Origin of the sequence: Amycolatopsis sp. NBC_01480, from assembly GCF_036227205.1 — a bacterium.
GTDB lineage: Bacteria > Actinomycetota > Actinomycetes > Mycobacteriales > Pseudonocardiaceae > Amycolatopsis.
Genome location: NZ_CP109442.1, coordinates 3,731,790 through 3,744,266 on the forward strand (window position 1 = coordinate 3,731,790; position 12,477 = coordinate 3,744,266).

The 12,477-nt window shown below is 71.4% G+C and carries 15 protein-coding genes; 4 read left to right on the plus strand and 11 right to left on the minus strand.

The window, feature by feature from the left end; all coding sequences use genetic code 11:
* Positions 1-46: 46 nt before the first annotated feature.
* Entirely contained in the window at positions 47-964 is a 918-nt protein-coding gene (locus OG371_RS17835; RefSeq protein ID WP_329070632.1) for an MBL fold metallo-hydrolase, read from the minus strand.
* 246 nt (positions 965-1,210) lie between these two features.
* Between OG371_RS17835 and OG371_RS17840 the strand changes: the two genes are divergently transcribed.
* Positions 1,211-2,065, plus strand: coding sequence for a helix-turn-helix domain-containing protein (locus tag OG371_RS17840; protein WP_091618280.1), 855 nt, complete (start codon positions 1,211-1,213; stop codon positions 2,063-2,065).
* Positions 2,066-2,321: 256 nt separating this feature from the next.
* Complete coding sequence (locus OG371_RS17845) at positions 2,322-3,179, plus strand: SAM-dependent methyltransferase (RefSeq protein WP_329070634.1); 858 nt, start codon at positions 2,322-2,324, stop codon at positions 3,177-3,179.
* 61 nt (positions 3,180-3,240) lie between these two features.
* Here OG371_RS17845 and OG371_RS17850 read toward each other — a convergent pair whose 3' ends face one another.
* Positions 3,241-3,495 carry a hypothetical protein gene (locus OG371_RS17850; RefSeq protein WP_091618282.1) on the minus strand — a complete coding sequence of 85 codons (255 nt, stop codon included), beginning with the start codon at positions 3,493-3,495 and terminating at the stop codon, positions 3,241-3,243.
* A 4-nt stretch (positions 3,496-3,499) separates the two neighbouring features.
* Complete coding sequence (locus OG371_RS17855; protein WP_329070636.1) at positions 3,500-3,751, minus strand: hypothetical protein; 252 nt, start codon at positions 3,749-3,751, stop codon at positions 3,500-3,502.
* A gap of 268 nt (positions 3,752-4,019) precedes the next feature.
* On the opposite strand from OG371_RS17855, the gene OG371_RS17860 reads away from it, so the two are divergent.
* Positions 4,020-4,280, plus strand: coding sequence for a DUF397 domain-containing protein (locus OG371_RS17860; RefSeq protein WP_329070638.1), 261 nt, complete (start codon positions 4,020-4,022; stop codon positions 4,278-4,280).
* Positions 4,281-4,435: 155 nt separating this feature from the next.
* Here the strand turns inward: OG371_RS17860 and OG371_RS17865 are convergent, their stop codons facing one another.
* The 5 genes from OG371_RS17865 to OG371_RS17885 form a co-directional block, all read right to left on the minus strand.
* Complete coding sequence (locus OG371_RS17865; RefSeq protein ID WP_329070640.1) at positions 4,436-4,987, minus strand: hypothetical protein; 552 nt, start codon at positions 4,985-4,987, stop codon at positions 4,436-4,438.
* Entirely contained in the window at positions 4,980-6,146 is a 1,167-nt protein-coding gene (locus tag OG371_RS17870) for a hypothetical protein (protein ID WP_329070642.1), read from the minus strand. Before OG371_RS17870 ends, OG371_RS17865 begins: the two co-directional genes overlap by 8 nt.
* 13 nt (positions 6,147-6,159) lie before the next feature.
* Positions 6,160-6,591, minus strand: coding sequence for a FixH family protein (locus OG371_RS17875; protein ID WP_329070643.1), 432 nt, complete (start codon positions 6,589-6,591; stop codon positions 6,160-6,162).
* Entirely contained in the window at positions 6,588-8,027 is a 1,440-nt protein-coding gene (locus tag OG371_RS17880) for a hypothetical protein (protein WP_329070645.1), read from the minus strand. The genes OG371_RS17875 and OG371_RS17880 overlap by 4 nt, the downstream gene beginning before the upstream one ends.
* Before the next feature lie 193 nt (positions 8,028-8,220).
* On the minus strand, positions 8,221-9,078 hold the full coding sequence (locus OG371_RS17885; RefSeq protein WP_329070647.1) for an alpha/beta fold hydrolase: 858 nt from the start codon (positions 9,076-9,078) through the stop codon (positions 8,221-8,223).
* Positions 9,079-9,133: 55 nt separating this feature from the next.
* On the opposite strand from OG371_RS17885, the gene OG371_RS17890 reads away from it, so the two are divergent.
* On the plus strand, positions 9,134-9,679 hold the full coding sequence (locus OG371_RS17890) for a CGNR zinc finger domain-containing protein (protein WP_329070649.1): 546 nt from the start codon (positions 9,134-9,136) through the stop codon (positions 9,677-9,679).
* Here OG371_RS17890 and OG371_RS17895 read toward each other — a convergent pair.
* The 3 genes from OG371_RS17895 to OG371_RS17905 are packed head-to-tail and all read right to left on the minus strand — an operon-like array spanning position 9,661 to position 12,435.
* Entirely contained in the window at positions 9,661-10,506 is an 846-nt protein-coding gene (locus OG371_RS17895) for an oxygenase MpaB family protein (RefSeq protein ID WP_329070651.1), read from the minus strand. The two genes, OG371_RS17890 and OG371_RS17895, sit on opposite strands and share 19 nt — an antisense overlap.
* Before the next feature lies 1 nt (position 10,507).
* Positions 10,508-11,086, minus strand: a complete 579-nt coding sequence (locus tag OG371_RS17900) for a TetR/AcrR family transcriptional regulator (RefSeq protein ID WP_329070652.1) — start codon at positions 11,084-11,086, stop codon at positions 10,508-10,510.
* Positions 11,053-12,435 carry an amidase gene (locus OG371_RS17905; RefSeq protein ID WP_329070654.1) on the minus strand — a complete coding sequence of 461 codons (1,383 nt, stop codon included), beginning with the start codon at positions 12,433-12,435 and terminating at the stop codon, positions 11,053-11,055. The genes OG371_RS17900 and OG371_RS17905 overlap by 34 nt, the downstream gene beginning before the upstream one ends.
* Between the last annotated feature and the right edge of the window lie 42 nt (positions 12,436-12,477).

Here is a 12,477-nt window from a genome sequence, read left to right on the forward strand (position 1 = left end):
GTCCGAGAGAACACTCACGGGGCAGGCGGGAATGAACCGGGCCGCTTCAGGAGAAGCAGCGGATCGGCGCCCCGTTGTAGGCGATCATGTCGGTGATGGCCGCGACCAGGTCGATCGGCGCGCCCCACTCGGCGCCGTCCAGCTCGGCGTACGCGCGGTGGAGGTTGCCGGCCAGCCGCTCCTGCTCGGACATCTCCGCGAACGCGCCGAGGTCCGTCTCCTTCGCCAGCTCCAGCGGCGACCGCCCGGCCGCCTTGCCCCGCGATGCCGTGTCCTGCACGAAAGCCAGGTACGCGTCGACGGTGTCGATCACCTCCGGCCCGCACGCCGGCCCGTGCCCGGGCAGGATCACGGCCGGCTCCAGCTCGCGGATCACGTCCAGCGCGGCGCGCCAGCCCGCGACCGAGCCCATCAGCGCGAACGGGCTGCCGCCGTTGAAGATCAGGTCGCCGGTGTAGAGCACGCGCTGCTCGGGCAGCCAGGCGAGCACGTCGTTGGTGGTGTGCGCGGCGTGGCCGGGGTGGATCAGGTCAACGCGGGTCTCGCCCGCGTACACGGTCAGCCGGTCTTCGAAGACGACATCCGGCACGCGCAGCTCGAGGTGGCCCCAGTCGTTGCCGGGGAAGATGCCTTCGTACAGCTGGATGCCCTCGGCGAGCATCACCTCGCGCGTCTTGCGCTGGCCGACGATGGTGGCGCCCTCGACGAGGTAGTTGCCGTTGGTGTGGTCGCCGTGGTGGTGGGTGTTGACCAGGGTCGTGACCGGGCCGGTCGCGGCCGCGACGGTCTCCAGCATCGCGCGCGTGCGCCGTTCGGTGGAGCAGGTGTCGATGAGGACGGTGTGGCCGCCCGCGTCGAGGAAGCCGCAGTTGTTGATGAACCACGAGCCGTCGGGCTGCACGTACCCGAAGGCGCCATCGGCCAGGCGTTCGACGCCGGCCGCGGCGGGGGAGCGATCGATCATGCGGTCGACTATGCCCTATTCGGAGCAACGGCCGGGCCCGGAATGCCGCTTATCGGCTGGTCCGGCCGAGTGACAACAAGTGACAACCGGGGTGACTGGCGTTTCGCGTCATTTCCTGGAACGCTGCGCAGTGTCATCATCGAACCCCGTTGGGTCAAGCACTAGCCTGGGTGGTTCGAACGTTCGCGCGCCGGTGGGGCTTCAGGGCAGCTGCCGGCGATTTAGTGGTCCGGGAGAGCAAGGCTGATGGCGAGCACCGTCACCTCGCGCCGGAAGCAGCTCGGCAACGAGCTCCGGCATGCCCGCAACGCCGCGCGGATGACACAACAGCAAGTCGCCGAGGTTCTCGGCTGCACCCAGGGCAAGGTCAACAAGATCGAGTCCGGTGCCGTCGGAGTCAAGCTCGGGGATGTGCGCTCCATGCTGAACGCGTTCGGGATCAACGGCGAAGAGGCCGACACCCTGATGAACCTGGCGCGGGCCGCCGCCGGGCAGCGCGGCCACTGGTCGGGCTACCGGTCCGTGGTGCCGCACTGGTTCCGCACCTTCACGGACCTGGAGCCCGCGGCCGCGGAGATCCTCACCTGGCACGGCGAGCGCGTCCCGGGGCCGTTGCAGTCCGAGCACTACATGCTCAAGCAGTTCACCGAGGCGGGCGCCACGGACGTCACGGCGCTGGTGCGCAACCGGCTCGACCGCAAGGCCGTTTTCGAGCAGCAGCAACCGCCGTACTACCGGTTCATCATCAGCGAGGGCGCCCTGCGGCGAGCCCCCGGCGGGTTCGCCCCGGCGGTGATGCTGGACCAGGTGGAGCACCTGCTCGCCCTCGACCGGCACCCGCGCGTGTACGTGCACGTGCTCCCCTTCGGCGCCCGGCTCGCCGCCGTGCCCAACGACTTCACGATCATGCGCTTCCCGGACCGCACCAGGGATTTCGTCTACATCGAACACTCGGCCGGCGGCCTGTACCTCGACGACGTCAAGGACTTCAACATCTTCGTCGACTCCTGGGACCGGTTGCGCGGGGCCGCGCTGGAACGACAGGAGACTCGGCAGTTTCTCAAGGAGCTGGCTGAGGGGTATAGGGCACAGATGCAGTGACTCGCTGTGCCCGGTCTTGGTGCGGCTGCTTTCGGGGGCGATTTTCCTTGGGGTACAAAGCATTCCACGCACAGGTGGTCCGACTGCGGGCCGAAGCCGGCCGCCGGTGAAGGTGAAGAGGAAGCGCATTCACGGCAAGGTAGTGGGTGGCGGAGTGACGTCCGGCACGGTTTTGCGCGCCCCGGATGTCACCCATACGGGGGGCGGTCGGCAGACTGGACCCCACACGCGCCCCGGGTGAAAGGGAGAACAGCTGATGACGCAGGTACCGGACCCCGCCGATCCACAGGCCCCGGAAGGCGTTGACCTCGAACGGCCCAACGCGGCGCGGATCTACGACTGGTTCCTCGGCGGCACGGCGAACTGGGCGATCGACCGCGAGTTCGGCGAGCGGGCCGTCAAGACGTTCCCGACGATCAAGAGCATCGCGCAGCTCGGCCGGCAGTTCCTCGGGCGCGGCGTGGAGTACATGGCGCGCCAGGGCATCGACCAGTTCCTCGACCTCGGCTCGGGCGTGCCGACGGTCGGCAACGTGCACGAGATCGCCGTGTCGGTGAACCCCGACGCGCGCTGCGTGTACGTCGACAACGAGCCCGTCGCGGTCGCGCACTCGCAGATCCTGCTGGAGCGTGAGGGCGTCGCCGACCGGCACGCGGTGCTGCACGGCGACCTGCGTCAGCCTGGCGACATCTGGCCGCGGGCGCTCGACACCGGCGTGCTCGACCCGAAACGGCCGATCGGGCTGATCATGTGCGGCGTGCTGTACTTCGTCGGGCCGGACGAGGACGCGCCCGGCATCGTGCGCAAGTACCTGTCACTGCTGCCGTCCGGGTCGTACTTCCTGGCTTCGCACCTGACGAACGACGGCGTCAAGGCGCCCGACGGGGAGAGCCGCGACGAGATCCAGGAGCAGTACAAGCAGTCCAGCACGCCGTTCTACCACCGCACCCGCGAGGAGTTCGCGGAGTTCTTCGAAGGGCTGGAGCTGGTCAAGCCCGGCATCACCTGGATTCCGGAGTGGCACCCGGACGAAGCCGCGGAGAGGCTGGTCAACCGGATCGCTGAGGACCCGTCGTTCAGCGGCGGCCTCGGCGCGATGGGCCGCAAGCCCTAGACAGCAACGCGCCCCGGGTCACTGGCCCGGGGCGCGTTGTGTGGTGGGAGCGGTGGATCAGTCAGACCCTGGACGAGCCAAGGCCGTGCAGCAGCGGGGTCAGGTCGACCCTCGCTTCGAGCGGTCGCGTCGCGCGGACCAGGTCCGGCTGGCGCGGCGTGGGGAGGTCGACGTCGGTGTCCCATCGCATGGGCGTGCGCAGCGGCGCCTGGATCAGGCTGCGACCGAAGCGGCTGCGCAGTTCGTGACCGATCCCACGCCGGACGCGAGTGTGTTCGTCCTCACGGCGAAAGAGCGTGGTGAGCCGGACGGCCATGGGATCACACCCCCAGTTCGGGTAGCAGCGGGTACCGGGGCTGGTCAGCTCCGGTCAGACCGAGGCAGCGCTCGCACGGCATACCCGTGCCCGGCACCACCCACTCCACGTCGGCGAGGGGAAGCTTCTCCCCGCACCGGGCGAGCACCCGGTCGCCGGACCTGCCGGCGTCCACCTCGAAGACATGCGCGACGCGGCGGGCCTCGCCCGTGGTCCCGGGCGCGAGCCGGCCGGTCACCAGCAGTTTCGCTGTCATGTCGTCTTGGATGAGCACGCTTTCCCTCTCCCGAGGTCCGCGAGTGGCCGGGGCGGCTGAGCGGGTTGGGCCGAATGCAGCAAGCCATTCACCCACCATCAGCGCCCCGATCGGTACGATTAATCCTACTCCTGGAATAATCTTCATGTCGAGATCGGGCCGAGTTGATCACCCGCTTGGCCCTGCGGTTTGCTCCGTAGTGACAGAAAGAAGCCGGGGACGTGCGCCGCGACCGCACGCCGTGGCCGAAGACTCGGAGGTACGACCCATGGCGGATTATCCGTCGTCCCCGGATTACGACCCGAACGCCGTCAAATCGCTGTTCGAGGACGCCGCCTGGGGGAAGTCGTTCGCCAGCGAGCCCAACGGCGGCAACTGCGTGGAGGTCAACCTGGGCCGGGAAGGCCTGGTGGGCGTCCGTGACACCAAGCTCGCGCAGAGCCCGGTGCTGGTCTTCGACGCCGGCGAGTGGGCGGCGTTCCTGGTGGCGGTCAAGGCGGGGCAGTTCGACCTGCCGCCCAGCACCTGAATTCGGCCACGCCGTGGGAAGTTCACCAAATGTCACCCGATGGGGTGAGTCTGAGTGACCCACCGTGGCGAGTCTGGAGCTGACGCCGTTAAGGCCTCCTTACCCGCGTCGGACGCGGGTAAGGAGGCCTTAACGGCTTGGCAGGTGGGGGCGGGTCAGGCGGCGGCAGCCGGAATCCCGCCACCGCGCAGCCGCGACCGGGTGCGCCGCCAGGCGAGCACCACCAGCACCGCCAGCACGATCAGCGGCAGGGTGCTGATCGCCCAGCTCAGCCCCATCGGCGGCCCCGGCTGGGGCAGCACGGTCAGGTTCTTCAGGTCCCCGGTGCCCGGGCCCTGGGGTCCGTTGACCGCGAACCGGAACGTCCACGCGCCCTCGGCCGGCAGCGACCGGATGTCCAGCCCCCACACGTCGCGTTTACGGGGGTGCCGGGCCAGCGGCTGGGGCCGGGTGAAGTGGTTGGATTCCGGGTTGTACATGGACAGCGTGCCGGTTTTGGTGCCGATGCCGCCGTCCGGGATGAAGGTGAAGTCCAGCGACTGCATCGCACGCACCGGCCAGGTCGAGAAGCCGATGGTCAGCCCGTACGGCCCGGCCTGCACCCGCTCGGTGTGGACGATGTTGACGGGTTCGTAGGCGTTCGCGGGCGCGGCGGAGAGGAACAGCAGTCCCACCACGGCGCACAACGCCAGCAAGGTCTTACGCATCGGTGTTCCCCTTCGCCGTGGCACCCAAGTCACTCGATTGGCCCGTGGCGGGGGCCAGCAGCCGCAGCATCCCGCCGAACCGCCACCCGGCGAACCCACCGAGCAGCCCCAGCACGCCCGCCACCGCCCCGGTGGCCAGCACGGTCGGCAGGTCGACGACCCGGAGCGGGTAGATCCAGACGTCCTGCAACGGCATGCTCACCCCGATCAGCAACCCGCCGATCCCGCCGGCCACCACCGACACCCGGCCCGGCTGCCAGCTCCGCCGCCGGGACAGCACGAACAACACCTCCAGCACCGCGGCGATCGGCAGCAGCAGCATCGGCATCAGCGCGGGCATGTCCGGCACGCCGTTCACGTAGTCGCGCACCGGCAGCCCGACGAGGTCCGCGTACGCCCGCGCCGCCCAGGGCGAGAACCACCAGAACAGCGCCTGGATCACGGCCAGGATCGCGGCCGTCAGCACCGCGCCGCCCGGACGGCGCAGGAAGCCCGCGCCCGCGGTGATCATCAGCACCGCGAGGAACGCCGTGCCCACCGAGGTCGCCGAAACCGGCTCGATGTTGACCTGTTGCAGCCCCAGCACCGTGACCGCGCTGAACGCGATCAGCACCGCCAGCGAGCCGAACACCCCGACCCGGCCCCAGCGGTGCTCGCGCGCCGCGGCGAAGACCATGGTGGTGCCGATGATCGACAGCGTGATCGAGAGCAGCAGCCCGATGTGCGGCGGCGAGTCGATCACCGCGTCGAAGCCGTACAGCCCGTGCCACCACTGGTCCCACAGCCCGTAGAGCAGGAAGGCCGCGGCGCCGACGCCGGACACGAGATACCCCGCCGGCGCGGCGAAAGTCCGGCCGAACACGTTGATCGCGCGCCCGCCGATCCGCGCGTCCACCGGCCGCCCGGCGCGCTGCGCGGCCGTGGTCAGCAGCACCACGGCGAGGCTCGCCAGCCCGACGATCGCGCTGCCCGCGTACAGGAACAGGTGCGGCAGCGTGAAAAACGTGTCCGGGCCGACGTCGCTGTGCCACTGCACGTCCCAGGTGAGCCCGATCATCGAGATCACCGAGCCCCCGAGCACGGTGCTCGCGGGCACGAGCCCCGGGCGTGCCCTTTTTGTCGTGACGGCCACGCGGGCCCCCGACGCGGTGAGATCCATTCCCGTCCCCTCCTTATTGGTTGACCAACACGGGAAAAACGACTTGGGCGGCGCCGGCGGGCCCGCGCAGGGAGACCGTGATCTCCCACTGCCCGGACATCGGCAGGCCGACGTCGGCGGCGCGGAAGCGGCCCGGCCCGTCGGCCGTCGCGGGCACCGGCGTGATCGCGTGGCCCATCTGCGGCATCACCGGCTCCACGGTGACGCCTTCGGGCGCCGGGCCGGTGACGTCGAAGGCGAACGTGTTGCCGCCGACGCGCGGCGAGTCCGTGGACAGCTGCACGGTGTACGGCCCGGACGTCGAGCGCTGCACCGTGGGCCCGGTCGTGCCGCCCCCGCCCCAGAGCAGCCAGCCGAGCAGCACGGCCGCCACCACGACGACCACGGCGATCAGCAGCACCGGACGGCGTCTTTGCCTTGGCGCGGCTGGGATTTCGGCGGTCACTGTCCCCCTCCTTCCGCGGCCGGCACGTCGAGCACCACCGGGACGGTGACGACGGACCAGTCGCGCTCGGCCTGCAGCCACAGCCGGTATCGGCCGGGCGTGGTGAACGTGTAGGTGAACGGCACGTCGGGCCCGTAGGCGGCGACGGTCTCGTCCGGGATCCCGGTCAGCCCTGGGACGTACGGCGGCATCGCGTGCGCGTGGGCCCAGGTCGGCGCCGTCGCCGCGGCCGCGCCCACGCCGTCGGCCGAGGGCAGCGGGCCGATGACGATCAGGTGGCCCAGCATTCCGAGCCACGGTTGGAGGTCGCCTTCCGGGAAGTGCGCGGTGACCGTGACCGGGACGCCGGTGGAGAGTGGTGTGGTGGTGACGTCGACCGGAACCCCGTCGACCACTCGTTTTCCCGGCCCGGCGGGGACCGCGGCGGCCGCGCCCGACCCACCGGTCAGGTCCACAGTGGACCGGGCCAGCTGCACCCCGCCACCCCGGCGTTCAAGCTCCGCGGACACCGCGTACGTGCCGGATTCCGGCGGGGCGAGCGGCACGCGGTACTCGCCGGGCGCGACGCGCACCGGGTGCAGGTGCCACAGCCGTCCCGACGGTGAGACGACGATCAGGTGCACCAGCGCGTCGTCGTGGATCACCAGGTCGTCGGCCGGGCGGCCGGTGGAGCCGTCGGTGAAGCGCAGGTCCAGCTCGGCCGGAGTTCCTTTGGTGGCAAGGTTTTTCGCGGTGAAGTTGACCGGCGGGCGCGAGTAGTCCGTGACCGGCAGCCGGGACAGCGCGTACGGGTCGGTGACGTTGTCGACGGTCGGGTCCAGCTGGCTGCCGGGCGCGGGCGGCGGGGGCGTGCCGGCTGACAGCAGCGCGCCGGTGACCGCGACGGCCAGCGCCGCGACCATCCCGCCCGCCGGAACCAGCGCGTACGCGGTCCTTCGCGAGCGAAGCGCGACGCCGAGTGCGAGAAGCAGGAAGACGCCGGCCGCGACGAAGCCGCCGTACGTCGCCTTCTCCCACGGCGGCACGACGCGCGCCGGGATGACAAACGGGATCGTCGCGGTGGGCCCGCCGGCGGCGTCGGTCAGCCCCAGCTCCCACGGCCCGGGCTGGTCGGCCTGCAGCGTCCCGGAGTAGATGCCGGGCGTCGCGCCGAGCGTGACGTCGCCGCGCGAGACGACCACGCCGGCGGCCGCGGCCTGCAGGTGGATCGTGCCCGGGGTGGTCCCGGCGTGCGTGACGACGTCGACGTGCAGCGGCCCCGGCGTCACGTCGATCCGCCGGATGATCACGGTCAGCTCGCGTGCGCCGAGCGTCTGCGCCACCTGGATGTCGTTCCCGACCGGCGCGCCGTCGGCGTGCGCGGTGCCGCCGCCGAGCGCGATCCCCAATGCGCACAGCAGCCCCAGCAGCGCCGCGCGCCGCCCCCTCGGTACCAATCCGACCGGAAGTAGGCGGACACGGGCTGCAGCCGATCCGCTTGCCGGAACCCGTTTCCGCCGTGGCTGTAGTCGGATTGGTACCGAACTGCGCAGTGTGGTCCCCATCACGATCGAAAGTAGCGGCCCGGCGGGGCCCGAATCGTCACGGCGGCGGGGGAAGATCCGTCCCCAACACGGGGGAGGGGGACCCTTAGGTGCCCAGGAACTCGCGAAGGTGGGCGAGCACGGCGTCCGGCTGTTCCTCGGGCAGGAAATGGCCGCATTCGGCCAGCGCGGCGCCGGTCACCTGCTCGCCGTACTCGCGCCAGATGTCGAGCGTCGGGAGCTTGCCGAGCAGGCCGTTCCGGCCCCAGAGGGCGAGCAGCGGCTGGGTGACGCGGCGGCCCGCGGCGAAGTCGGCGTTGTCGAGGTCCGCGTCGTGCGGGAAGGACGCGCGGTAGTCGTCGAAGCCGGCGCGCAGGGCGCCCGGGGCGGAGAAGGCGCGGACGTACTCGGCGACGTCCTCGGCGGCCAGGCCCTGGCGTTGAAAGGTCCAGCGTTCGAAGAAGTAGCCCAGGTACGCGGCGATGTTCTGGCCCGCGAGCAGCTCCGGCAGATCGGGCTGGAGGTGGAACAGCCAGTGCCAGTAGCCGTTCGCGATGTCGCTGTCGAGGCGGCGCCACATCTCGCGGGTCGGCGCGATGTCCAGCACGGCCAGCCGTTCGACCTGGTCGGGACGGTCCAGCGCCCACCGGTGGCCGACGCGCCCGCCGCGGTCATGCCCGACGACCGCCACGCGTTCGAAGCCGAGCTGCTCCGCGAGCCCCGCGACGTCGGCGGCCATGGTGCGTTTGTCATAGCCGCCAACGGGTTTGTCGGTGCGGCCGTAACCACGCAGATCGGGCGCGATCACCGTGTGCGTCTCGGCCAGCGGCCCGGCGACGCGGTGCCAGCAGTGCGACGTCTGCGGCCAGCCGTGCAGCAGGAAAACCGGCGGGCCGTCGCCGCCACGGAGGTAGTGCATCCGGAGGCCGCCGACCTGGGTGGTGCTTGGTTCTAACTGGCTCATAGGGTTAGACGGTAGCCGTCGAGCCTAACCGGTGGCAACGGTTAGAATCAGCCGCATGGACTGGGTCTTCGACGGCGGGCGCCCGTGCCTCGACCTCGTCAACACGCTCCGCTCGCGGCACCTCGCCGAGCCGGTGGAGCTGCTGACGTCGCCGGCGGCGCTGGCCGAATGGCTGGGGCTGGCGGGCTTCGCCATCGGCCGCAGGTCTGTGACCAGCGCAAACGTGACCGCGGCGAAGACGCTGCGCGAGGCCGTCAACCGGCTGCTCACGGCGCCACCACGCGCGGCCGACGTACTGATCGTCAACAGGACTGCGGCGTCCCCGCCTCCCGCCCGCCTGCGCCTCGACGACGGCGTCCTGCACCGCGAGGTCCCCGCCCCACCGGACTGGGTGGCGACGGCGTTGGGTGCCATCGCCTCGGACGCCGTTGACTTGGCGGCCTCGGACGCCCTGGTCCGAATCTGCGCGGCGGACGACTGCGGGCTGCGTTTCCACGACGTTTCGCCGCGTCGGACGCGGCAGTGGTGCTCGATGTCCCGTTGCGGGAACCGGGCGAAGGCGCGGGCGCACTATGCGCGGGTTCAGGGGAGGAGCCGGTAGGCCCAGGGGTGTGCGCGTAGCCAGACGTTCAGCTTCCCGACCCAGCGCATGTGCGCGGTGCGCAGCGGCGGCGGGACCAGTGCGCCGAGGATCCTGACCACCCGGCGGAAACGGGTGAACCGCCGTTGATCGGCCAAAGTCCACTGTAGACCAAGGCGGGAACGGAACTCCGGTGGCAACGTCGCTCGCAGCAGGAAGAGCTGGGCCTGCGCCTGACGCCGCCGCAACGGCCACCACCAGCGGTCCGGCAGCCACCGCACGGGTTTGCGGACGGTGCGGATCGTGTGCAGGAGCGTGGTGATCGTGTCGTTCGGCTCGAAGCTCGCGACCATGTCGGCGTAGTACTGCTCGAACGCGGCCCAGTCCGGCGGCAGGTCCCGCTGGCGGACGCCGAGCGTTCGGCCGATGTCGCACATCTGCGCGTAGTACTCGTCGAGCTCCAAAGCAGACAGTGGACGGCCGAAAAAACGTTGTACGTCAACGGGAACCTTGACCAGCGTCGCGTGCACCCAGGCGTAGGCGGCCGGGTCGAGGGCGCTGTAGCGGTGGCCGTGGTCGATGCCGGTGAACGTCCGGTGCAGCTTCCGCAGCCGCGCAGCCTCGACGCGGGCACCATCAGCGCCGCCGTAGACGTAGATCGAGAGCGAGGCGGCGGTGCGCATCAGGCGGGTCCACGGGTCCTCGGTGTAGTCCGAGTGGTCGCGCACGCCGGCCGCGACCACGGGGTGCGCGACCTGCAGCACCAGCACCTGGCCGGCGAGCAGCACGTCGCGGAAGTCGCCGAAGTACCGCCACACGGCGGTCCCCCTCACGACCGGCGGCGCCACCTCACACCTGCGCGCCGCGCAGCAGCATCATCAGCGGCTCGGCGGCCGGGACGTCGACGCCGGTCGAGAACCGGCGTAGCTGCAAGCCGGCGATCAGCGCGACTACGTGGCCGGCCAGCCGCTCCGGCTCTGCGACGCCGAGCGCGCGCAGGATCGCGATGGCCAGGTCGTCGTACGCGGCGAAGCAGCGCGAGGACGCTTCGCGCAGCGCGGGATCACGCGCGGCCTGGAGGTACAACTCGTGCGGCGCCAGCTCGTCGGTGCCGAAGGGCAGCTGCTTGATGACCTGCTCGACGACGGCGGCGCCCTGCTCGAGGTTCAGGCCGTCGGCGCGGTGCGCGTCGACGATCGCCGTGAGCTTCGCCGTCTCGTCCTCGGCGAACAGCAGCATGGCCTCGCGCAGTAGCTCGGTCTGGCTGGGGAAGTGGTAGGTCAGCGTGCCGAGCGAGACGCCCGCCGCGGCCACGATCCGCCGGTTGGTCAGGCCGCCGACGCCGACCTCGCCGACCACTTTCAGCGTCGCGCGCAGGATCGAGTCGCGGGTGCTCACCACACCGTCGCGGGCCGGCGCTCCTGCCATCGTTCGACCTCTTCCAGTTGCGCGGCAACGGAGATCAGCCGCTCTTCCGCGTGCGACGGGCCGAGCAGCTGCGCGCCGAGCGGCAGCCCGCCGGCGGTCCGCCCGGCCGGGACGTTGACGCCCGGCCAGCCCAGCACGTTCCACGGCCAAGCGTAGGGGCAAGCGGCGATCATCGTCTGGTCGGTGCGCCAGCCGGTGAGGCCGTCGAACGTGCCGACGGCGGGCGGCGGGGTCGCGGTGGTCGGGGTGAGCAGCACGTCGACGCGGCCGAAGACCGAGCCGATCCGGCGTTGCAGCGCGGGTTCGAAGGCGCGCGCGAGCTTCAGCGCCGGCCCGGCGAGCAGGCGGCCCTGTTGCGCGTTGCTGCGGGTGCGCGGGTCGAGCGCGGCCACGGCGGGGACGCGACGGGTCCAGTCGCGCACCCCGGTGAGCGAGCGCGGCAGGAAGGTCAGGCCGACCAGTCCGTAGTCCGGCTCCAGCTCGACGATCTCGTGGCCGAGCGCGGCCAGCTTCTCGGCGGTGTCCCGCACGGCGGCCTCGACCACCGGGTCGAGCCGGGTTTTCGTTGCCGTGAAAGGAATCCTGGTGGACAGGCCGATGCGCAGCCGTCCCGGTTCCCGCTTCGCGGCGGTCTGGAACGCGGTGCCGGTGCCCGCGGTGACGTCGAGCAGCAGCGCGGCGTCGCCGACCGTGCGGGCCAGCGGGCCGAGCACCGTCAGGCCGTGGAACAGCTCGCCGCCGGTGGGGATGCGGCCGCGCTGGGGCTTGATGCCGACCAGGCCGGTCCACGCGGCGGGGATGCGCACCGAGCCCGCGCCGTCGGAGCCGAGCGCGCCCGCCACGATGCCCGCGGCGACGGCGGCGGCCGACCCGCCGGAGGAGCCGCCGGGCGTGTGGCCGGGGTCCCACGGGTTGCGTGTCGCGCCGAACGCGGCACCCTCGGTGAACGGCCATTGGCCCAGCTCAGGCGTGTTCGTCTTGCCGACGATCACCGCGCCGGCCTGCTTGAGCCGGGCGACCGCGGGCGCGTCGGCGATGGCCACGGGGAAGTCCCCGGGGCAGCCGAACGCGGTGGGCTGGCCGGCCAGGTCCACGTCGTCCTTGATCGCGACGGGCACGCCGAGCAGCGGGGCGCGCTCGCCGTTCGCGAGGCGGCGGTCGGCCTCGGCTGCTTCGGCGAGCGCGTCCTCGTCACGGATCCGGCGGAACGCGTTGAGCACCGGCTGGCTCGCGTTCGCCTGGTCCAGCGCGGTGGCGGTGAGCTGGGCGGACGTGACCGAACCGGCGGCGAGCGCGGTGGACTGCGCGGCCAGGCCGGCGAAGGCGGTCGTCTCGGGGCTGACGGTCATCAGCGGCTCCCGTCTCTCGTTCGTTCGAACGAACGTTACCAC

What these genes read in the sequence shown, in the direction of transcription:
- OG371_RS17855 (WP_329070636.1), bottom strand. Translation starts at nt 3,751, where the DNA reads ATGACAGCGAAACTGCTGGTGACCGGCCGGCTCGCGCCCGGGACCACG.
- OG371_RS17900 (WP_329070652.1), bottom strand. Translation starts at nt 11,086, where the DNA reads ATGGCAGGAGCGCCGGCCCGCGACGGTGTGGTGAGCACCCGCGACTCG.
- OG371_RS17885 (WP_329070647.1), bottom strand. Translation starts at nt 9,078, where the DNA reads ATGAGCCAGTTAGAACCAAGCACCACCCAGGTCGGCGGCCTCCGGATG.
- OG371_RS17865 (WP_329070640.1), bottom strand. Translation starts at nt 4,987, where the DNA reads ATGCGTAAGACCTTGCTGGCGTTGTGCGCCGTGGTGGGACTGCTGTTC.
- OG371_RS17870 (WP_329070642.1), bottom strand. Translation starts at nt 6,146, where the DNA reads ATGGATCTCACCGCGTCGGGGGCCCGCGTGGCCGTCACGACAAAAAGG.
- OG371_RS17845 (WP_329070634.1), top strand. Translation starts at nt 2,322, where the DNA reads ATGACGCAGGTACCGGACCCCGCCGATCCACAGGCCCCGGAAGGCGTT.
- OG371_RS17840 (WP_091618280.1), top strand. Translation starts at nt 1,211, where the DNA reads ATGGCGAGCACCGTCACCTCGCGCCGGAAGCAGCTCGGCAACGAGCTC.
- OG371_RS17860 (WP_329070638.1), top strand. Translation starts at nt 4,020, where the DNA reads ATGGCGGATTATCCGTCGTCCCCGGATTACGACCCGAACGCCGTCAAA.
- OG371_RS17835 (WP_329070632.1), bottom strand. Translation starts at nt 964, where the DNA reads ATGATCGATCGCTCCCCCGCCGCGGCCGGCGTCGAACGCCTGGCCGAT.
- OG371_RS17850 (WP_091618282.1), bottom strand. Translation starts at nt 3,495, where the DNA reads ATGGCCGTCCGGCTCACCACGCTCTTTCGCCGTGAGGACGAACACACT.
- OG371_RS17890 (WP_329070649.1), top strand. Translation starts at nt 9,134, where the DNA reads ATGGACTGGGTCTTCGACGGCGGGCGCCCGTGCCTCGACCTCGTCAAC.
- OG371_RS17905 (WP_329070654.1), bottom strand. Translation starts at nt 12,435, where the DNA reads ATGACCGTCAGCCCCGAGACGACCGCCTTCGCCGGCCTGGCCGCGCAG.